At 54.3% G+C, this 20,911-nt stretch carries 19 protein-coding genes and 1 other RNA gene; 4 read left to right on the top strand and 16 right to left on the bottom strand.

The window, feature by feature from the left end; translation table 11 throughout:
* Positions 1 to 32 precede the first annotated feature (32 nt).
* The 7 genes from gcvP to NXS97_RS17175 all read right to left on the bottom strand — a co-directional run bounded on the left by gcvP (position 33) and on the right by NXS97_RS17175 (position 9,254).
* On the bottom strand, positions 33 to 2,906 hold the full coding sequence (gcvP, locus tag NXS97_RS17205) for an aminomethyl-transferring glycine dehydrogenase (protein ID WP_078829022.1): 2,874 nt from the start codon (positions 2,904 to 2,906) through the stop codon (positions 33 to 35).
* An 81-nt stretch (positions 2,907 to 2,987) separates the two neighbouring features.
* Positions 2,988 to 3,374 carry a glycine cleavage system protein GcvH gene (gene gcvH, locus NXS97_RS17200; protein ID WP_014594498.1) on the bottom strand — a complete coding sequence of 129 codons (387 nt, stop codon included), beginning with the start codon at positions 3,372 to 3,374 and terminating at the stop codon, positions 2,988 to 2,990.
* 24 nt (positions 3,375 to 3,398) lie between these two features.
* Entirely contained in the window at positions 3,399 to 4,496 is a 1,098-nt protein-coding gene (gcvT, locus tag NXS97_RS17195) for a glycine cleavage system aminomethyltransferase GcvT (RefSeq protein WP_112900416.1), read from the bottom strand.
* Positions 4,497 to 4,928: 432 nt separating this feature from the next.
* Positions 4,929 to 6,131 carry an FAD-dependent 2-octaprenylphenol hydroxylase gene (ubiI, locus tag NXS97_RS17190; protein ID WP_112900417.1) on the bottom strand — a complete coding sequence of 401 codons (1,203 nt, stop codon included), beginning with the start codon at positions 6,129 to 6,131 and terminating at the stop codon, positions 4,929 to 4,931.
* A gap of 13 nt (positions 6,132 to 6,144) precedes the next feature.
* The gene (ubiH, locus tag NXS97_RS17185) at positions 6,145 to 7,323 is read right to left on the bottom strand and encodes a 2-octaprenyl-6-methoxyphenyl hydroxylase (RefSeq protein WP_112900418.1); all 1,179 of its coding nucleotides are present in this window, start codon (positions 7,321 to 7,323) and stop codon (positions 6,145 to 6,147) included.
* On the bottom strand, positions 7,320 to 8,642 hold the full coding sequence (gene pepP / locus NXS97_RS17180) for a Xaa-Pro aminopeptidase (RefSeq protein WP_014605123.1): 1,323 nt from the start codon (positions 8,640 to 8,642) through the stop codon (positions 7,320 to 7,322). Before pepP ends, ubiH begins: the two co-directional genes overlap by 4 nt.
* A gap of 33 nt (positions 8,643 to 8,675) precedes the next feature.
* Complete coding sequence (locus NXS97_RS17175; RefSeq protein ID WP_024471434.1) at positions 8,676 to 9,254, bottom strand: YecA family protein; 579 nt, start codon at positions 9,252 to 9,254, stop codon at positions 8,676 to 8,678.
* A 171-nt stretch (positions 9,255 to 9,425) separates the two neighbouring features.
* On the opposite strand from NXS97_RS17175, the gene zapA reads away from it, so the two are divergent.
* The 3 genes from zapA (at position 9,426) to NXS97_RS17160 (ending at position 10,652) form a co-directional block, all read left to right on the top strand.
* The gene (gene zapA / locus NXS97_RS17170; protein WP_015699590.1) at positions 9,426 to 9,755 is read left to right on the top strand and encodes a cell division protein ZapA; all 330 of its coding nucleotides are present in this window, start codon (positions 9,426 to 9,428) and stop codon (positions 9,753 to 9,755) included.
* Positions 9,756 to 9,794: 39 nt separating this feature from the next.
* Positions 9,795 to 9,978: non-coding RNA, 6S RNA (ssrS, locus tag NXS97_RS17165), on the top strand.
* Between the two features lie 77 nt (positions 9,979 to 10,055).
* Positions 10,056 to 10,652 carry a 5-formyltetrahydrofolate cyclo-ligase gene (locus tag NXS97_RS17160; protein ID WP_013027066.1) on the top strand — a complete coding sequence of 199 codons (597 nt, stop codon included), beginning with the start codon at positions 10,056 to 10,058 and terminating at the stop codon, positions 10,650 to 10,652.
* A gap of 42 nt (positions 10,653 to 10,694) precedes the next feature.
* Here NXS97_RS17160 and serA read toward each other — a convergent pair whose 3' ends face one another.
* Together serA and rpiA are read right to left on the bottom strand one after the other, a co-directional pair.
* Positions 10,695 to 11,933, bottom strand: a complete 1,239-nt coding sequence (serA, locus tag NXS97_RS17155; protein WP_013027067.1) for a phosphoglycerate dehydrogenase — start codon at positions 11,931 to 11,933, stop codon at positions 10,695 to 10,697.
* Positions 11,934 to 12,212: 279 nt separating this feature from the next.
* Complete coding sequence (gene rpiA, locus NXS97_RS17150; RefSeq protein ID WP_014605122.1) at positions 12,213 to 12,872, bottom strand: ribose-5-phosphate isomerase RpiA; 660 nt, start codon at positions 12,870 to 12,872, stop codon at positions 12,213 to 12,215.
* Positions 12,873 to 13,053: 181 nt separating this feature from the next.
* Between rpiA and NXS97_RS17145 the strand changes: the two genes are divergently transcribed.
* Complete coding sequence (locus NXS97_RS17145) at positions 13,054 to 13,956, top strand: LysR family transcriptional regulator ArgP (RefSeq protein ID WP_014594503.1); 903 nt, start codon at positions 13,054 to 13,056, stop codon at positions 13,954 to 13,956.
* Positions 13,957 to 14,252: 296 nt separating this feature from the next.
* On the opposite strand, the gene NXS97_RS17140 is transcribed toward NXS97_RS17145, so the two are convergent.
* From NXS97_RS17140 to epd, 7 genes are all read right to left on the bottom strand, one after another.
* Positions 14,253 to 14,981 carry an oxidative stress defense protein gene (locus NXS97_RS17140; RefSeq protein ID WP_013027070.1) on the bottom strand — a complete coding sequence of 243 codons (729 nt, stop codon included), beginning with the start codon at positions 14,979 to 14,981 and terminating at the stop codon, positions 14,253 to 14,255.
* Positions 14,982 to 15,125: 144 nt separating this feature from the next.
* The gene (gene argO / locus NXS97_RS17135; protein WP_116220041.1) at positions 15,126 to 15,749 is read right to left on the bottom strand and encodes an arginine exporter ArgO; all 624 of its coding nucleotides are present in this window, start codon (positions 15,747 to 15,749) and stop codon (positions 15,126 to 15,128) included.
* A 123-nt stretch (positions 15,750 to 15,872) separates the two neighbouring features.
* A complete protein-coding gene (gene mscS / locus NXS97_RS17130) occupies positions 15,873 to 16,748 on the bottom strand; it encodes a small-conductance mechanosensitive channel MscS (RefSeq protein ID WP_014594505.1) in 876 nt (291 codons plus the stop codon).
* Between the two features lie 176 nt (positions 16,749 to 16,924).
* The gene (locus NXS97_RS17125; protein ID WP_015699585.1) at positions 16,925 to 17,278 is read right to left on the bottom strand and encodes a VOC family protein; all 354 of its coding nucleotides are present in this window, start codon (positions 17,276 to 17,278) and stop codon (positions 16,925 to 16,927) included.
* Between the two features lie 204 nt (positions 17,279 to 17,482).
* Complete coding sequence (gene fbaA, locus NXS97_RS17120) at positions 17,483 to 18,562, bottom strand: class II fructose-bisphosphate aldolase (RefSeq protein ID WP_013027074.1); 1,080 nt, start codon at positions 18,560 to 18,562, stop codon at positions 17,483 to 17,485.
* A gap of 109 nt (positions 18,563 to 18,671) precedes the next feature.
* Positions 18,672 to 19,835 carry a phosphoglycerate kinase gene (gene pgk, locus NXS97_RS17115; protein ID WP_013027075.1) on the bottom strand — a complete coding sequence of 388 codons (1,164 nt, stop codon included), beginning with the start codon at positions 19,833 to 19,835 and terminating at the stop codon, positions 18,672 to 18,674.
* 51 nt (positions 19,836 to 19,886) lie between these two features.
* Positions 19,887 to 20,906 carry an erythrose-4-phosphate dehydrogenase gene (gene epd, locus NXS97_RS17110; protein ID WP_013027076.1) on the bottom strand — a complete coding sequence of 340 codons (1,020 nt, stop codon included), beginning with the start codon at positions 20,904 to 20,906 and terminating at the stop codon, positions 19,887 to 19,889.
* Positions 20,907 to 20,911 lie beyond the last annotated feature (5 nt).

The following is a 20,911-nucleotide window of genomic DNA, read 5'->3' as shown; positions in this document are numbered from 1 at the left end:
TCGGCCCTCATAACTAAACGCGTTAAGCTGACTTACGCATAATCGCTCATCGGGACACACGAACAGAACAGGTTACGATCGCCAAAGACATCGTCAAGGCGCTTCACCGTTGGCCAGTATTTATTGTGGCTGCCTGCAGGGAACACGGCCAGTTCACGACTGTAGGAATGAGACCATTCTCCGATGACTTCCATTTGTGTATGAGGCGCGTTAACCAGCGGGTTATCCTCAAGTGACCACTCACCCGTTTCCACCCGGCCGATTTCCATGCGAATCGCCAGCATGGCATCAATAAAGCGGTCCAGTTCAATTTTGCCTTCTGATTCTGTCGGTTCGACCATGAGTGTTCCGGCGACCGGGAACGACATGGTGGGCGCATGGAAACCGTAGTCGATGAGGCGTTTCGCGATATCCAGTTCACTGATACCGGTTTGCTCTTTTAACGGACGAATATCAAGAATACATTCGTGCGCTACGCGGCCGTCGCGCCCTGCATACAGGATGGGATAGGCCGATTTTAGCCGACTGGCAATATAGTTAGCGTTAAGGATCGCGACCGAACTGGCCTGCTTCAACCCTTCTGCCCCCATCATACGGATATACATCCAGCTGATAGGCAAAATAGATGCGCTGCCAAATGGCGCAGCGGAAACTGCGCCCTGCTGCGTCAGCATGCCGTCAATTTGAACAACGCTGTGGCCCGGCACAAACGGGGCCAGATGGGCTTTTACGCCGATCGGTCCCATTCCCGGCCCACCTCCGCCGTGCGGGATGCAGAAGGTTTTATGTAGGTTAAGGTGCGAAACGTCTGCGCCGATGTAGCCCGGCGTGGTAATGCCTACCTGCGCGTTCATGTTGGCGCCATCAAGATAAACCTGGCCGCCGAACTGATGCACAATCTGGCACACCTCGCGAATAGTTTCCTCGTAAACGCCGTGGGTAGACGGATAGGTCACCATAATGCATGACAGCTTATCGCCAGCCTGAGCCGCTTTTTCACGCAGGTCGCCCAGATCGATGTTGCCCTGCTTGTCACAGGCGACCACCACGACATCCATGCCCGCCATCTGAGCCGAAGCCGGATTAGTACCGTGCGCCGAGCTGGGGATCAGGCAGAGATGCCGTTCACCCTCACCGCGGCTTTCGTGATAACGACGAATCGCTAACAGACCGGCATATTCACCCTGCGCACCCGAGTTAGGCTGCATGCAGAGTGCATCGTAACCGGTCAGTTGAACCAGCCACTGTGAAAGCTGCCCAATCATTTGCAGGTAGCCGCCAGCCTGTTCAGCCGGGCAGAACGGATGCAGTTCGGCAAATTCAGGCCAGGTGATGGGGATCATCTCGGCGGCGGCATTGAGTTTCATGGTGCAGGAACCCAACGGAATCATGGCCTGATTCAGCGCCAGATCTTTTTTCTCCAGGCTGTGCATATAGCGCATCATCTCAGTTTCGCTGTGATGACGGTTAAAAACCGGATGCGTCAGAATCTCGCTTTCACGCTGCTGCGCGGCCGGAATGGACGGGTTGTCGGCCGTAACCAGGCTGTCGAGCCGATCGATATCCTGACCGTGCTCATCCCCCAGCAAAATAGCGAACAGCGTAGCAATGTCTTCACGGCGCGTGGTTTCATCCAGCGTGATACCGACTGCATTGAGAATGTCGCTACGCAGGTTCACACCGAAGCTCAGCGCACGGTTGAGTACACCCGCTTTATCCGCAACCTCTACCGTTAGTGTGTCAAACCAATGGCTATGACGCAGTTTAAGCCCGCCACGCTGCAGTCCGGCAGCCAGAATATCGGTAAAGCGGTGGATACGCGACGCAATACGTTTCAGCCCGACCGGCCCGTGGAACACGGCATACAGCCCGGCGATATTGGCCAGCAGCACCTGAGAAGTACAGATATTGGAGTTCGCTTTTTCGCGACGGATATGCTGCTCACGGGTTTGCATCGCCATGCGCAAGGCGGTGTTGCCTGCGGCATCGCGGGAAACGCCGATAATGCGGCCAGGCATTGAACGCTTATGTTCGTCGCGGCTGGCGAAGAAGGCAGCATGCGGGCCACCATAACCCATTGGCACACCAAAGCGTTGGGCCGAACCGAACACGATATCCGCGCCTTGTTTGCCCGGAGATGTCAGCAGCACCAGCGCCATAAAGTCGGCAGCGACGCTGACAACCACCTTGCGTGCTTTCAGCTCGCTAATCAGGTGGGTGTAGTCGTGTACTTCTCCCGTGGTGCCCACCTGCTGTAGCAGCACACCAAACAGGTTGTCGTGATCCAGTGCTTTGGCCGGGCTGTCGATAATCAGTTCAAAGCCAAAGGTTTCGGCACGGGTACGCACGACGTCCAGCGTTTGCGGATGAATATCGTCAGCGATAAAGAACCGGGTCGCGTTTTTCAGTTTGCTGATGCGTTTTGACATCGCCATTGCTTCTGCGGCGGCGGTCGCTTCATCCAGCAGAGAAGCGGAGGCAATGTCCATGCCGGTCAAATCGATCGTAACCTGCTGGAAGTTAAGCAGGGCTTCAAGCCGTCCCTGCGACACTTCTGGCTGATACGGCGTATACGCCGTGTACCAGCCGGGGTTCTCCAGCATATTTCGCAAAATCACCGGCGGCGTAATCACCGCGCTGTATCCCATGCCGATCCAGGATTTATAAAGCAGGTTTTGCCCGGCAATGGCCTTCAACTCAGCCAGCGCCTGTTGTTCAGTTGCGGCATCGCCCACCGCTGGCGGGCCTGGCAACTGAATGTCGGCGGGAACGATAGAACCAATCAACGACGCCAGAGAGCTGGCACCGATCGCCTCCAGCATGACGGCCTGTTGTTCTGGCGACGGACCAATATGGCGCTCAATGAAGGCACCGTTGTGTTCAAGCTGGCTGAGAGTCTGAGTCATGAGCTGTAAATCCTGAATCGGGCTGGGGAACAGAGAATGCAAGTCAGATATCTGCGGCCTCAGTTTGAGGCCGCACGACGATTACTCGTCAATGGAGGCTTTATAAGCATCCGCATCCAGCAGCGAGTCGATTTCTGACTCATCGCTGGCCTTAATCTGGAATAACCAGCCGCCGTCATAAGGCTCGCTGTTAACCTGTTCAGGGGAATCGTTAAGGGCGTCGTTGACGGCAACGATTTCACCGCTGATGGGCGCGTAAATGTCTGAAGCGGCTTTGACCGATTCCGCAACTGCGCACTCTTCTCCGGCAGAGAAAGTGGCACCGACCTCAGGCAGGTCAACAAACACCATATCGCCGAGCAACTCCTGCGCATGTTCGGTGATACCAACGGTATAGGTACCGTCCGCGTTTTTGCGCAGCCATTCGTGACTGTCGCGGTACTTCAACTCCACTGGCACATTGCTCATCGCCCTTTCTCCTGTAATTATGTTTTACTGCGCAACCGGTTTTCCGGCGCGAACGAAAATTGGTTTAGTGACTTTCACAGGCATTTCACGGTTACGGATCTCAACAATCGCGTTTTCCCCAATCCCTGCCGGCACGCGGGCCAGTGCAATGCTGTAACCCAACGTCGGTGAGAAGGAACCGCTGGTGATCACCCCCTGCTGCAACTGACCCTGCTGATCGGTAAAACGCACCGGCAACCCGTTACGCAGAACGCCTTTTTCCGTGAGGATCAGCCCAACCAGTTTTTCAGTGCCCTTTTCTCGCTGGCTTTCCAGCGCTTCACGTCCGATAAAGTGGCGGTCGCCAGGTTCCCAGCTAATGGTCCAGCCCATATTGGCCGCCAGCGGCGATACGCTCTCGTCCATTTCCTGACCGTAAAGATTCATACCCGCTTCCAGACGCAAGGTGTCGCGTGCGCCCAGCCCGGCGGGTTTGACGCCCGCACTCAACAAACGCTGCCAGAATCCGACAGCATCGGCGGCAGGCAGCGCAATTTCATAGCCCGCTTCGCCGGTATAACCGGTTGTGGCAATGAACAGTTCACCGGCCTGCACGCCGAAGAATGGCTTCATGCCCTGTACAGCCTGGCGCTGTGCGTCACTGAATAAGGTTTGGGCTTTTTGGTGTGCCTGCGGGCCCTGTACAGCAATGAGTGCGAGATCGTCACGTTCTGTTAACGCGACGCCGTAACCCTGTGCATGCTCGCCGATCCAGGCCAGATCTTTTTCACGCGTCGCGGAGTTGACCACCAGACGAAAAAACGTCTCGTCCATAAAATAAACAATTAAATCGTCAATTACGCCAGCGGAAGCATTCAGCATGCCGGTATACAGGGCTTTGCCCGGCTGAGTCAGTTTGGCGACGTCGTTTGCCAGCAGGAAGCGCAAAAACTCGCGCGTGCGCTCACCTTTTAAATCCACAATGGTCATGTGCGAAACATCGAACATGCCCGCGTCGCTGCGCACGGCATGATGCTCATCCATCTGAGAGCCATAGTGCAACGGCATCATCCAACCGTGGAAATCCACCATCCGCGCGCCATTTGCCTGGTGCTGTTCAAACAAAGGTGTGTGCTGAGTCATAACTATCCTGTGCAGAAACGAGTGAGTTTGAAACCACGCGCCATGTAGCCGACGCAAACGTTCTCTTTGCCTTGACGTTACCACCGAATCAGGCGATTAACCATAAGCAAAGCGAGGTCGAAAGACGTGGCACAGCCTAACCAGGCCCCGGGTTAATCAGGATAAAAAACTATAATTTTGTGATTAACCACGCAATAAATACGCCATAGTGATTTATTCACAGCAAATTTATGCGCGTAGTCCAGCAGGATGTTAAAAAAATAGCGGGTCGAAAACAGCTATGGATAAAAAAAAGTAATGCGAAACTTCACGCAAAATTAGAATAAATCAAACGATGCGCAGTCAGAGTGCAGCCCTGCATTTTTACGGTGCAGCGGAGGGTGAGCATAAAAAAAGCCAGCAATTATGCTGGCTTTTTGCGGGTGAGCGGCGTTACCGCAGCCATGCTGGCATATCGTTCAGGCCCATGGCCTGACGCAGCATTACCGGCTTCACGCCCGGCAGGTTATCAGCCAGTTTCAGGCCCAGATCGCGAAACAGCTTTTTGGCTGGATGATTGCCTGCAAACAGTTCACGAAAACACTGCATTCCGGCAAGCATCATGGCAGCGCTGTGTTTGCGACTGCGCTCGTAGCGGCGCAGATAAAGGTGCTCGCCGATATCTTTGCCCTGCTGGTGCAGGCGGCGGATTTCGCCAATCAGCTCAGCAGCATCCATGAAACCCAGGTTGACGCCCTGTCCTGCAAGCGGATGAATGGTATGTGCCGCATCGCCCACCAGCGCCAGCCGGTGAGCGGCAAAGTTACGTGCATAGCGTGCCGTAAGCGGGAAACACTTTCGCTCGCCTTCCAGCTGGCACAGCCCCAGGCGCATATCGAACGCGACCGACAGTTGTTGATTAAACAGCGCCTCCGGCATGGTTTCGAGACGGCTGGCTTCCTGAGGAGAAAGAGACCAGACGATAGAACAAAGATGGGGATCCTGCATCGGCAGGAAAGCCAGAATGCCATCGCCGTGAAAAACCTGGCGCGCTACGCCGTCGTGTGGCAGCGCCGTGCGAATATTCCCGACCAGCGCATGATGATCGTAATCCCAGAACGTCAGGGGAATATCGGCTTTGTTACGCAACCAGGAGTTGGCCCCGTCCGCCGCCACCATTAGCCGCGCACTCATCATGCTGCCATCCTGCAGCGTAATAAAGGCTTCATTATCGCCAAAGGCCACCTGCTGCAGTTGGGAAGCAGGCAGCAGCGTAACATCACTGCACTGGCTGGCGCGCTGCCATAAGGCGCTGTGGATCACAGGGTTTTCGATGATGTGCCCAAGATGCGTCAGGCCCTGCTGCTCACCGTCAAATGCGATCGCACCGAAGCTGTCGCGATCCCAGACCTCCATTGCCTGATAAGGGCTGGCACGGAGCGACAGAATCGTTGACCAGACGTCCAGCTTCTGCAAAAGACGTTCACTGGCCGCGTTAATTGCGGATACGCGTACGGACGGCGATGCGCCTGCATCAAATTGCGGCCCGGCAGACTGCTCCAGCACGGCAATGCGTAATCCGCTCCCTTGCAGACCGCAGGCTACTGCCAGACCCACCATACCGCCACCGGCGACCACTACATCGTAAGTTTGCATCAGTGCCTCTCAGTTAACGCTTAACCCAGCCGAGCGTACGCTCGGCCAGAAGATTTCTCAGCCATGGCAGGTGATCCATTGCCAGCAGGCCAAGGTTGCGCCCGACGACCAGCGGCGCATGGCGGTTGGCAAACATACGCACCAGGCCATCAGTGATGCCCACGGTAATGGCCCGATCCTGCTGGCGACGTTGGCGGTAATGTTGCAGGACCGCATAGCTGCCGGGATCCTGCTGCTGTCGGTGCGCGGTTGCCAGGGTTTCTGCAAGCGACATCACGTCACGCAGGCCAAGATTGAACCCCTGACCGGCAATAGGATGCAGCGTCTGTGCCGCGTTACCAACCGTAACGACGCGATGGGAAACCACCGAATCGGCCTGCTGCAGCGCTAACGGATAAACGTCACGCTTACCGGTATGGATAAATTTGCCCAGTCGCCAGCCAAACGCGCGCTGAAGCTGGCTGAGAAACGCCTCGTCACTCCAGCTTTCGACCTGCGGGCGCTGATCCAGCGGATGGCACCACACCAGCGAGAGGCGATTATCTGACATTGGCAACAGCGCCAACGGGCCAAACTCGGTAAAGCGTTCAAAAGCCCGGCCCTGATGGGGAAGTTCACTGGTGACGTTGGCAATAAGCGCTAACTGCTGATAGGGATCGGTGTGCCACTGCATGCCGCAGGCGGCCGCAACGGCTGAACGGGTGCCATCAGCGGCTACCAGCACGTCGCCTTCCAGCTGTTCATCATTATCAAGCGTGACCCGCACGCTTTCCTGGGTTCGGGCCACCTGAGTGACGCGCGCGGGACAGCGCAGTGTGACGCCGGGTGCCTGTTTTAACTGTGTGAACAGGCTTTGCCCTACGTCGAATAATTCAACCACCTGCCCCAGCGCGGGAATCGCATAATCGCTGGCGGCGAGTGACACGAAACCGGCATGGCCGCGATCAGATACGTGAATAGTGGTAATCGGTGTGGCACAGGGGGAAATCCGCTGCCAGAGATTGATATCAGCAAGCTGCTGGCAGGTTCCGGCAGACAGCGCAATCGCCCGGCCGTCATAGCCTGGATGCGCACGGCTGCCAGGCTCGCTGCTTTCAATCAGCGTCACGGGCAGTTTACCCTGTGTCAGGTGCGCGATGGCCAGCGCCAGTGTGGCGCCAGTCATTCCTCCACCGGCGATAAGAATGGTCATAACGCGCGTGCCGCCGCCATCAGCGCTTCAATTGCATCAGGATCTTTCACGACGCTGTCGGTGAGGTTCTCAATACCGGTTTCGGTAATCACAATGTCATCCTCGATGCGGATGCCGATACCGCGGTATTCCACAGGGACGTCAGCATCGGGCGCGATATACAACCCCGGTTCGACGGTGATAACCATGCCCGGCTCCAGGATACGATCGCGGCTTGGTGTGCCGTAGTGCCCCACATCGTGGACATCCAGACCCAACCAGTGGCCCAGACCATGCATAAAGAATTTACGATGGGCATCTTCAGCGATCAGCGTATCTACCTCGCCCTGCATTATCCCCAACTCAACCAGTCCAGTGACCATAATGCGCACGACGTCATCATTAACCTCGCGGATGCTAACGCCAGGGCGGAATCGGGACAGTGCCGTTTCCAGTGATTTGAGTACGATGTTGTACACCGCCCGCTGCGGCTGAGTGAATTTACCGTTAACCGGGAACGTCCGGGTAATGTCACCCGCATAGCCCTGCCATTCACATCCGGCATCGATAAGCACCAGATCACCGTCCTGCATCTCACACTCGTTTTCGGTGTAGTGCAGAATGCAGCCGTTTTCGCCGGAACCCACAATCGTGTTGTAAGACGGGAATCGCGCACCGTGGCGGTTAAATTCATGATGAATTTCCCCTTCCAGATGATATTCGTACAGTCCCGGACGGCAGGCCTGCATTGCGCGCGTATGCGCCAGCGCACTGATCTCACCCGCACGGCGCAGAATGGCAATCTCTTCCGGACTTTTGAACAGGCGCATCTCATGCACCCAGGGACGCCAGTCTGTCAGGCTGGCAGGCGCGCTGAGATTCTGGCGAAAACCCTGCCGCAGTTTATCCAGCGCACCGAACACCAGTTTATCGGCTTCAGCATATTGGCCCTGCGCGTGGTAAACCTCATCCAGGCCGTTCAGCAGCAGGTGGAGTTGTTCACCAATATCGTTCCAGGGCAGGGCCCGATCCACGCCGAGCTTAGCGGGCGCCGCATCCTGTCCCAGACGGCGGCCAAACCAGATTTCTGCAGTCAGGTCGCGAACACGATTAAACAGCACACTGTGATTGTGGTTCTCATCACTTTTAATCAGCACCAGTAACGCCTGAGGCTCGTTGAACCCCGTGAAGTACCAGAAGTCGCTGTTCTGACGAAACGGATATTCGCTATCATTACTGCGCGTTACTTCAGGCGCGGCAAAAATTAACGCTGCGCTGCCCGGAACCATTTTCGCCAGCAGCGCCTGACGGCGCTGCTGAAAATTTTCCAGTGAAATCATGTCTGCACTCCCTGTTAAACTCAGATAGCTGGCTTAGTGTAGCGTTGGCTTTTGTACTTCTGGCGCAGTCGGTTGCGGACGAGTGAAAGTGTCGTGGCAAAGTAGTGCTGCAACACGAACGTACTCAATCACCTCTTCCAGCGACTGCTCTAATTCTTCCTGATCTTCGTCTTCGTCGTAGCCCAACTGAGCAATCGTGCGCAGATCGTCAATGGCCTCGCCCGTTTCACCGGTGACCTTATCCAGTTTAGGCTGAGTTACGCCCAGACCAAGTAAAAAATGGTTTACCCAGCCCGCCAGTGCATCAGCGCGATCAAACACCGTAATGTCATCATCGGCGGGCAGCATCAGTTGAAAAAGGAAGCCATCGTCCTCTAGCGCAGTCGCAATGCTTTCATGCAAAGACTGCAGTGGCAGGGACAGCGTCTGCGAAAAAGCCATGCCTTCGTTCGCAAGATCGTGGACCAGCGTTTTCCAACTGTTATCCGCGTTACCGCCACATAAGATGCCGCTGAGTAAGCCGTGCATTTCCGCAGGCGTCATGCCCACGCCATGCTGTGAGAGCGCCGCCGCCAGCGCGTTGTAATCGGGGGTTGCGTTCTGTGAAGACATCATTTTTCATCGTCGTTGGCTGTAAGAGTTCGTGGTATGCTACCACTAGCTGCCTCAAGGTTTCCAGAAAAGGGGTTGTATCTTATTTCTCAGGTCTATATAGTTGCCCGCCTCCCAGGCCATTGAAGGCTAAGGGGAATGGCGAGCCAGGTAATCAGTCAGGAAGGTGGCATGTCTGCACAACCGGTAGATTTACAAATTTTTGGTCGTTCTTTGAGAGTGAATTGTCCGCCTGAACAGCAAGATGCGCTGAACGCGGCAGCAGAAGATCTCAATCAACGGTTGCAAGATTTAAAAGTTCGCACTAGAGTCACAAATACAGAGCAACTGGTGTTCATTGCCGCGTTAAACATTTGCCATGAACTGGCACAAGAGAAAGGTAAGACGCGTGACTATGCTGCTAACATGGAACAACGAATCCGTATGTTACAGCAGACCATTGAACAGGCTTTAGTTGAGCAAGGTCGCATAACCGACCGCCAGGATGCGAAGTTCGAATAACACTTCATGGTCAGTGTGCTACACTAACGGTGAAGTCAATTTTCTCTGAGATGTTTGCAAGTGGGCCAGTCCCCTGAGCCGATATTTCATACCAACAGAATGTGACGCTCCGCAACCTGTGAGCATGCTCGGTCCGTCCGAGAAGCCTGATGGTTGCGACGGCATGTTCACCTTGAACCAAGGGTTCAAGGGTTACAGCCTACGGCGGCATCTCGGAGATCTCCTTTCTGGTCGTACTGCATTACCTCCCACCAGGCATGATATAATGCGTCGCTTAAGCGACTTTGTCTGGGGGACACCATGTCAGCACCCTCTTTAGTACTGCGTCAGGACATCCGTCAGCACGTTCGCCACCTACGTCGCGCTCTGAGCGCTGAGCAGCAACATGCGGCAGCCGAACAACTCGCCCAACATGCGATCAACTTTGCACCACTGGCCGATGCCAACAACGTGGCACTGTTTTTGTCTGTTGATGGCGAAATCAATACACGACCGCTTATCGCCAGGCTGTGGCAGCAAAACAAACGGGTTTACCTGCCGGTTCTGCACCCCTTCGCAGCGGGCCATCTGCTTTTTCTGCGCTATACGCCAGAAACACAGTTAATCCAAAATAAACTGCGCATTCCCGAACCCCCGCTGGATATCCGCCATCTGATCACGCTGGATGAACTGGACGTAATGATGGTACCGCTGGTGGCGTTTGATCGCGCCGGACAGCGTTTAGGAATGGGGGGCGGCTTCTACGATCGCACCTTACAGAACTGGAAACAGCATGGGTTTTTACCGGTGGGTATCGCTCATGACTGTCAGCGGGTTGACGCGCTGCCTACAGCGGCGTGGGACATTCCTTTGCCGGCCGTGCTGACGCCATCAAAACTGTGGCTATGGGATGAATAAACCCGGGCATGCTTGTGTGCCCGGGTAGGTGACAGCGTGGGATCAATAAAGCAGGCGGGCGCGAATCGTTCCCGGAATCGCCTTCATCAGCTGCAGAGCTTTCTCTGCCAGTTCGTGCTCAGCATCAATGTCGATGACCACATAACCCATCATCGGAGAGGTTTGCAGGTACTGAGCGGCAATGTTGATGCCTTGTTCAGCGAAAATCTGGTTGATCGCGGTGAGAACGCCCGGACGGTTTTCGTGAATATGCAGCAGACGACTGGCGCTAATGCCGTGCATCGGCAATGACACTTCCGGGAAATTGACGGCGGACAGCGTTGAACCGTTATCCGAATATTTCGCCAGCTTGCCCGCGACTTCAATCCCGATATTCTCCTGCGCTTCTTCCGTCGATCCCCCGATGTGCGGCGTCAGGATAACGTTGTCGAATTCGCTCAGTGGGGAAACAAACGGATCGCTGTTGGTCGCCGGCTCTACAGGGAACACATCAATCGCAGCGCCACCAACCTGCTTGCTGGCCAGCGCTTCGCACAGTGCAGGAATATCTACCACGGTGCCGCGTGAGGCGTTTATCAGCAGGCCGCCAGGCTTCATCTGCGCCAGCTCATTGGCAGAAATCATATTTTGCGTAGAGGCGGTTTCCGGGACATGCAGGCTGACAACGTCACTCATATTTAGCAGCTGCGTCAGGCTACGAACCTGTGATGCGTTGCCCAACGGCAGCTTGTTTTCGATGTCATAGAAGTAAACGTGCATGCCCAGACTTTCTGCCAGCACGCCCAGTTGCATACCGATATGGCCATAGCCAATGATACCCAGCTTTTTACCGCGCGCTTCAAAAGAGCCTTTGGCGATTTTATTCCAGATACCACGGTGCGCTTTGGCATTCGCTTCCGGAACACCGCGCAGCATCAGCAGCATCTCGCCAATAACTAGCTCGGCCACAGAGCGCGTATTTGAGAAAGGTGCGTTAAAAACCGGGATACCGCGTTTCGCTGCGGCATTTAAATCAACCTGATTCGTTCCGATACAGAAACAGCCCACCGCTACCAGTTTTTCTGCAGCGGCAAAAATCTCTTCGGTCAGTTGGGAACGGGAACGGATACCGATAAAATGCGCATCGCGAGCGGAAGCTTTTAACGCCTCGGCATCCAGTGCGCCTTTGTGGAATTCAATATTGGTGTAACCTGCAGCACGAAGATTTTCCAGCGCGCTCTGATGGACACCTTCCACCAGCAGGAACTTAATTTTGTCTTTTTCCAGTGATACCTTTGCCATTTCCCAACCCTATTCAGAATTCAACGAGGACTGAACGCAGTCAGCCGTCTGTCAAAATATCAAAAAAATCGCCTGCGGCAATACAAACGATTGCCTGACCGCCAGCATGGCAGGGCTCAGAGGACGTACTTTGCCAGACAAAATCGTGGGTTGGCCGCATCAAGAAGAACGAACCCGCTGCCGATGACGGTTATGTGACATAAGTCACCAAATTTCAGCCTGGTGAGAAAAGTTTTTTTAAATCAAAAAAAGCGGGCGCCCTGTTGTGCGCCCGGTGCTTTATTTTTTGAGGGTTTTGACACCGTCAGGTCCGCCAATCAATGCGACATCTGCGCCACGCGTGGCGAACAGCCCCACGGTGACAACGCCAGGCAGGGCATTAATCGTTTTTTCCAGCTCGATGGGATCGAGAATACGCAGGTTGTGCACATCAAGAATGATATTACCGTTGTCGGTCACCACATTCTGACGATATTCCGGCAAACCGCCCAGCTTCACCAGTTCACGCGCGACATAGCTTCGCGCCATCGGGATAACTTCAACCGGCAACGGGAAGCGTCCAAGCACGTCCACTTCTTTGGATGCGTCGGCGATACAGATAAACTTTTTGGCGACCGCCGCGACGATTTTCTCGCGAGTTAAGGCAGCACCGCCCCCTTTGATCATCTGCATTTGTGGGTTAATTTCATCGGCACCGTCGACATAAATGGCCAGATCATCAATCTCGTTCAAATCAAACACCTGAATGCCCAGGCTTTTTAGCTTTTGCGTCGACGCTTCGGAACTGGATACGGCCCCCTCAATCTGATGTTTAATGCTGCCGAGCGCATCAATAAAGTGAGCGGCCGTAGAACCCGTACCGACGCCAACGACAGTACCGGGCTGCACATAATCCAGTGCGGCCCAACCAACAGCTTTTTTCAGTTCATCCTGGGTCATGATATGTTTAGAACCTGTGCGATAAGGAAATGCGCGTAGTATAAAGCAAGGCTTGCTGAAAATGCTCGGATGCATTGGGCGGATTTAATGCTTTGGAAGCCAGCCCACAAAAATATCGCTGACATTTCCGTTGGAATATTTGTGGCATAGTAACGTCCATCCTGAAGGAGAGAGAAAAATAATGAAACGCCCGGACTACAGAACGCTTCAGGCGCTGGACGCAGTGATACGTGAACGCGGATTTGAACGTGCCGCACAAAAACTTTGCATTACGCAGTCTGCCGTCTCGCAACGCATTAAACAGTTGGAAAATCTGTTTGGTCAGCCGTTATTAGTTCGTACGGTACCGCCTCGTCCCACTGAACAGGGGCAAAAGCTGCTCGCACTTCTGCACCAGGTTGAGTTACTGGAGGAAGAGTGGCTGGGCGATGAGAACAGCGGCACCACGCCGCTACTGCTGTCGCTGGCGGTCAACGCCGACAGTCTGGCAACGTGGCTGTTACCGGCATTAAAAGACGTACTGGCCGATTCGCCTGTGCGCCTGAACCTTCAGGTTGAGGATGAAACCCGCACTCAAGAGCGTCTGAGACGAGGCGAAGTGGTTGGCGCAGTCAGTATTCAACCGCAGCCGCTACCCAGCTGTCTGGTGGATCAACTGGGTGCGCTGGATTATTTGTTTGTGGCGTCAAAGGATTTTGCAGAGCGCTTTTTCCCCAATGGTGTAACGCGTTCCGCCCTGCTTAAAGCGCCAGCCGTGGCATTTGATCACCTGGATGATATGCATCAGGCCTTTTTGCAGCAGAATTTTGATTTATCACCGGGTAGCGTTCCCTGCCACATCGTCAACTCGTCTGAAGCGTTTGTGCAGATGGCCCGGCAGGGCTCGACCTGCTGTATGATCCCTCATCTGCAGATTGAACGCGAACTGGCGAGTGGCGAGCTAATCGATCTCACGCCGGGGCTGTATCAACGTCGGATGCTGTACTGGCACCGCTTTGCACCTGAAAGCCGCCTGATGCGTCGGGTAACGGATGCGCTGATTGCGCATGGCCATCGGGTGCTACGTCAGGATACGGCGGAATAATCGCCCTTTGCCGCAGCAAAATTTGGGCGTTGCGGTGAGAAGGTGCACTTGTGAAAGCGGCACGGCGTTAATGGCCGTCAGGGGCATTTTTTAGAAGGCAATACGCAGCGCTGAGCAGAGGGAATCAACCAGGATTTACCCGCAAGGATGCGGGTAAAAGGCGCAGCCGGCACAGGGATGTGCCGTCTGCGCCGGTCCGTCAGGTTGATGAGCGATGTGAAGGAACCGCGTCAGCGGCGCGAGGACCGCCTGGCAAAAATTGCCCCTGATGGCTTAACCACAATACCAATAAAGGCTTACTGTGCCGTATTTGGTTTCATCTCAAAAACCACATCCACCTGGTCATCAAAGTTGATGCTTTGCTGATCGTAGGTTTCCTGTGCAGAAGTATCTGCCACAGCCGCGGCTTTAAACATGCGGTTCATTGGCATTGGCTGATAGTTTGCCACCTGATAACGAATGCTGTAGATCGGGCCCAGTTTGGCATTAAAACCTTCAGCCAGTTCAGCCGCCTGTTGGGTCGCATTTTTGATTGCGGCCTGACGTGCCTGCTGCTTGTAGCTTTCAGGATTAGCGACGCCCAGTTCAACGCTACGCACTTCATTCAGACCTGACTTCAGCGCCCCATCAAGCAGATCGTTAAGTTTGTCCAGCTGACGTACGGTGACCTGAACCTGACGCACCGCACGGTAGCCTTTGAGCTGTGACTTACCGTCTTTGGTGTAATCATATTCTGGCTGCGTCGTCAGATTCGCGGCTTCGATATCCTTTTTCTCAATACCGTTTTTTTGCAGGAAATCAAAATATTGCGCTACGCGGCTATCGACCTGCTTTTTTGCCTCTGCGGCATCTTTCGATGAGACATTCACCACAATTGACAGCGTCGCGATATCCGGGCGGGCATCTACAGTTGCCTTACCTGACGTAACAACATGGGGTCCGTTCGGCAGTTCGTCAGCCTGTACGCTCAAAGGCAATGCCCCTGCACTCATCATCGCGGCAAGCGCCAATGCTTTCAGTTTCATGAAAGTCCTCCTTGAAAAGGTCAGTTCGATGGCTCCCAGTACATGAAGCCCACAAGCGCATCATATTACGCGTTGTTTGGAGTGAAGATTATGGCAAAAGTTCGGCAGACTGGCCTCAATAACCCGTTTTCGTATAGCTTTTACTCAAAATCCCGTGATGACCTGCCGGGCAAGCTGAAACGCAATAAACCACATGACCGCACCGACCAGCAGGTTAATGATGCGTTGAGCGCGCGCCGTTTGCAGTAGAGGCGCAAGCCAGGCCGCCAGCAGCGCCAGACCGAAAAACCACAGCACCGAGGCGCTGATGGTCCCCAGCGCAAACCATTGTCGCGCAACCGTTCCGGGTAACTGCCCGCCCAGGCTTCCCAGCACAACAAAGGTATCAAGATAAACATGCGGATTCAGCCAGGTCACTGCCAACATCGTCGCGATAATTCGTTTTCTGCTCTGCGTTGCGTGGCTAGCCGATGCCAGTTCAATGTTACGGCTAAGTGCCGTGCGTAAGGCTCCCCAACCGAACCAGAGCAAAAAGGCAACCCCGGCACAAGTAATCAGCATCAGCAGTAAGGGAGACTGATTCAGGAGCGCACTGCCGCCAAAAATGCCCGCACAGATCAATGCGATATCGCTTAACGCACAAAGCGCCGCAGTCATCAAATGATACTGGCGCTTTACCCCCTGGTTCAGCACGAAGGCGTTTTGTGGGCCTAACGGCAGGATAAGCGCCGCCCCAAGAGCAAGCCCTTGAAAGTAAATGGTTAACACTGGATGACATTCCTTACATCGGTGAGATGCAGGGATTATAAAGAGCGAGTCTGATTAGCGGAAATTGAAAAAATTAATCTGCTATTAACAAAATTAATGGGCGACCGCTGCCGCCCATTAACATTACTGCGTTGCGGTCGTCTCGCTTTCAGGTTGTTGAACCTGGTGCAGGTGCACATCCATTTGTGGATAAGGGATGCCAATACCTTTGCTGTCCAGCGCACGTTTAAAGTTTTTCAGTAAGTCCCAGTAAACGTCCTGCAGATCGCTGCTGTTACTCCAGCAACGCACCACGAAGTTAAGCGATGACGCCCCTAATTCATTCAGGCCAATCTGGATGCCACGTTCTTTCAGTACGCGCTGATCGGCCTCAACGACGCCGCGCAACAGGGCAATCACCTCATCCACATCGGCTTCGTAGGCAACGCCGATAATGAATTCATTCCGGCGCACTGGTTCGCGCGAGAAGTTGATGATATTGCCACTGATGATTTTACCATTTGGCACCACAACGATTTTGCCATCGGCAGATTTCAGGGTGGTCGAGAAAATTTGCACATTGAGCACGGTGCCCATTACGCCGCCCAAATCGACAAACTCACCGGTGCGGAAAGGACGGAAGGTGACCAGGAGGACGCCAGCCGCCAGATTGGAGAGCGAGCCTTGCAGGGCTAAACCTACTGCCAGACCGGCGGCACCCAGCACGGCGATAACCGATGCCGTCTGCACGCCGACACGACCCAGCGCAGCAATGACCGTGAAGGCGATAACGCCATAGCGCACCAGGGCGGAAAGGAAATCGGCTACGGTGGCGTCAATATGGCGCGCGAGCAGCAGGCGATTAACCGTGTTAGAAATCACCCTGGCAATGATCATGCCGACAATGATAATGGCAATTGCCGCGACGATATTGACGGCATAACTCAGAATCAGCGCCTGGTTGTGTACCAGCCAGCCACCGGCACTGTTAATGCCATTAACAACATTCAAGTCTTCCATTTGTAAGCCCTGTCGATAGTTCCCCTGTGGGGAAAGACAAAAAACTGCCAGATGTAATCCGACACCCAATGGCTAAGGGTAATCAATTATTTAGCCAGACGCCAAACTGAGTGATACGGGAAGGCGGTTTTGCACACTTACGCATCAGCACGCCAGGATCCGCGCACGATGTTTGTTCAGGGCACATGGCTGAGTATATTAATCAGCCTGCCAAACGGATCACGGACATAAAAACGACGCACGCCCCACGCTTCTTCTGTAAGCGCATAGTCGACCGGCAGCCTCGCAGCGACAACGCGTTGATACACCTCATCAAGATTATCAACCTCAATGGATAAATCCGGAACAGCTGTGCCGGCGCCGCCTTCCCGCGCAATACTGACCTGCGGCACCATCGTGTTATCCGCGGCCCAGGTCATGATCCATCCGTGATCCATCGCCAGTTTCAGATCGAGAATGTCACCGTAGAAGCGTTCTGCTTCTTCCATATTTCCGGCCCGAATATTCGCCACAATGCGTTTGACGGCCATACGATTGCCCTCACCTGTTAAGCCACACACAGGATACAGCGCGCGCTGCAGTGAGGTTGTGACAGCACGTCAGAATGTGTCGCCCGACAAAAAGAAATGAAACTGAGCGTGAGCAGAAAGGATAAAAAAAAGTCCCGATCGGACGATCGGGACTGAGTCGTTCGTCTGCCGTTCTCTCGAACTCAGACGCCAGCAGCGTGATGCTTACAGAACGTCAACGGCGTTGAGTTCTTTGAACGCCTGCTCCAGACGCACCACCATGGATGCCTGGGCAGAGCGCAGCCATACACGTGGGTCATAGTATTTCTTGTTAGGCTTGTCTGCGCCTTCTGGGTTACCCAGCTGCGCCTGAAGATAGCCTTCGTTCTTTTTGTAGTACTGCAGGATGCCGTCCCAGGTTGCCCATTGAGTATCGGTATCGATATTCATCTTGATCACGCCGTAGCTGATAGACTCTTCGATTTCTGCAGCAGATGAACCTGAACCACCGTGGAATACGAAATCCAGCGCGTTGTGCGGCAGACCGTGTTTTTCACAGACATATTTCTGTGAATCACGCAGAATGGTTGGGGTCAGTTTAACGTTGCCTGGCTTGTAAACGCCGTGCACGTTACCGAAAGAGGCCGCAATGGTGAAGCGCGGGCTGATCGCATTCAGTTTTTCGTACGCGTAGTTTACGTCTTCTGGCTGAGTGTAAAGCGCTGAAGCATCCATATGGCTGTTATCTACGCCATCTTCTTCACCACCGGTGCAGCCCAGCTCGATTTCCAGGGTCATGTCGATTTTCGCCATGCGCGCCAGGTATTTGCTGCTGATTTCGATGTTTTCTTCCAGTGACTCTTCGGACAGGTCGATCATGTGAGAAGAGAACAGCGGCTTACCGGTTTTCTTGAAGTGCTCTTCGCCCGCGTCCAGCAGACCGTCGATCCACGGCAGCAGTTTCTTGGCGCAGTGGTCGGTATGCAGGATAACCGGCACGCCGTACTGCTCAGCCATCAGATGCACGTGGTGTGCGCCAGAGATGGCACCGAAAATCGCTGCGCCCTGTGGCTTGTCTGTTTTAAAACCTTTACCGGCGATGAATGCAGCACCACCGTTGGAGAACTGTACGATAACCGGCGCTTTTACTTTCGCCGCGGCTTCCAGTACAGCGTTAATGGAGTCGGTGCCGACGCAGTTGACCGCAGGCAGAGCGAACTTGTTCTCTTTCGCTACTTTGAAGATCTTCTGAACGTCATCACCAGTGACAACGCCGGGTTTTACGAAATCAAAAATTTTAGACATGATTGTGTCCTGTTTCGTGACCGGTTATCCCCGATACGGGGACAGCGATTTAAACGCCCGGTTTCGGGCGAGTTTTCAGGCGATGCCGTAGGGCACCGCCCCCAAAGGATTACTGCTTCGCACGCTCTTCCAGCATGGCTACGGCAGGCAGTTTTTTGCCTTCCACGAACTCCAGGAAGGCACCGCCGCCGGTAGAGATGTAGGAGATTTTGTCTTCGATACCGAACAGGTCGATAGCCGCCAGCGTATCACCGCCGCCCGCCACTGAGAATGCTTCGCTGTCTGCAATGGCGTTAGCCACAATCTCGGTGCCTTTGCGGAAGTTCGGGAATTCAAACACGCCCACCGGGCCGTTCCACAGAATGGTTTTGGCATTCTTCAGGATGGTCGCCATGGCCTGAGCGGTTTCATCACCGAAGTCCATAATCTCTTCGTTATCTGCGACTTCCGAAACCTTTTTCACGGTTGCCGGGGCAGTTTCAGAGAATTCCGTGCCAACACGTGAATCGGTTGGAACAGGAATGCCGTACTGATCGCGCAGGCCTTTGGCCGCGTCAACGAAGTCTGGCTCATACAGCGATTTGCCCACGTTGTTGTCGATAGCGACAAAGGTGTTGGCGATGCCGCCGCCAACAATCACGGTATCGGCAATCTTCACCAGCGACTGCAGCACGTCAAATTTGGTTGAAACCTTAGAACCACCGACCACAGCCACCAGCGGGCGCTCAGGGTTCTTCATCACTTTACCCAGCGCTTCCAGCTCAGCTGACAGCAGCGGGCCAGCACAGGCGACAGGGGCAAATTTGCCAACGCCATGCGTGGATGCCTGGGCGCGGTGCGCGGTACCAAAAGCATCCATAACAAAGACGTCGCACAGCGCAGCGTATTTCTTAGACAGCGCTTCGTCGTCTTTCTTTTCGCCTTTATTGAAGCGAACGTTTTCCAGTACGACCAGTTCGCCCGCGCCGATATCGACGCCGTCGAGGTAGTCTTTCGCCAGGGTAACCTGAGTACCGTTCAGTTTCTCTTTCAGGTAGTTCACTACTGGCAGCAGTGAGAATTCTTCGTTGTATTCACCTTCGGTCGGACGACCCAGGTGAGAGGTAACCATCACTTTGGCGCCCTGTTTCAACGCCGCTTCGATAGTTGGCAGTGAAGCACGAATACGTGCATCTGACGTCACTTTCCCTTCTTTCACTGGTACGTTGAGATCGGCGCGAATTAAAACGCGTTTGCCAGCAAGATCCAGATCGGTCATCTTAATTACGGACATGGTGAACCCTCTCGTTGATTCTCATAAGTTTTGCCAGACGCAAACCGCGTCTTACCTGAAACCGCTTGCGGCCATCGCTAACGTTGTGTCGAGCATTCGGTTAGCAAAGCCCCATTCGTTGTCACACCAGACCAGGGTTTTGATCAGATGCTGACCGCTGACCCGCGTTTGTGTACCGTCCACAATGGCACTGTGCGGATCATGGTTGAAATCTACTGAGACTAACGGCAATTCTGTATAGTCAACTATACCACGAAATGCCCCTTCTGCCGCGCTTTGCAACAAGGCGTTAACCTCACAGGCCCGAACGGGCTGGCGCACGGAAACGCTGAGATCAATGGCCGTCACGTTGATCGTCGGTACGCGAACCGCGATGGCTTCGAAGCGATCGTTAAATTTCGGAAAAATACGCGCAATGCCTGCCGCCAACCGGGTATCCACCGGGATGATAGACTGACTGGCCGCACGCGTACGGCGCAGATCGCTGTGGTAGGCGTCAATCACCTGCTGATCGTGCATCGCCGAATGGATAGTCGTTACCGTCCCCGACTCGATACCAAAAGCGTCATCCAGTAGCTTGATCACCGGAATAATGCAGTTAGTGGTACAGGATGCATTAGAGACAATACAGTCCGTTTGTTTCAGTTCCTGCTCGTTAACGCCGTACACCACGGTTGCATCAAGATCGTTCCCCCCTGGATGGGAAAACAGCACTTTCTTCGCTCCTGCACGCAGATGGGCTTCGCCGTCATCACGGGAACCGTAAACGCCTGTGCAGTCCAGCACCACGTCAACGTTAAGCTCGCCCCAGGGCAGTTCGTCCAGTCCGGCACGATGCAGAATACGGATAATATCGTCTCCGACCCACAGCTGATCCCGCTCCTGACGCACATCCAGCGCGAAACGCCCATGACTGGTATCGTACTTTAGCAGGTGCGCCATGCCCGCAGCCTCAGCCAGTTCGTTAACTGCCACCACTGTGATCTCCGCGCGGCGGCCCGTTTCATACAGTGCACGCAACACGTTGCGCCCAATGCGACCAAAGCCGTTTATCGCTACCCGAATGGTCATCTTTC

This window comes from Pantoea sp. B623 (assembly GCF_024814475.1).
Classification (GTDB): domain Bacteria; phylum Pseudomonadota; class Gammaproteobacteria; order Enterobacterales; family Enterobacteriaceae; genus Pantoea; species Pantoea ananatis.
The sequence above is the reverse complement of the archived record's forward strand: the minus strand, read 5'-3'. Positions and strand labels throughout refer to the sequence as shown.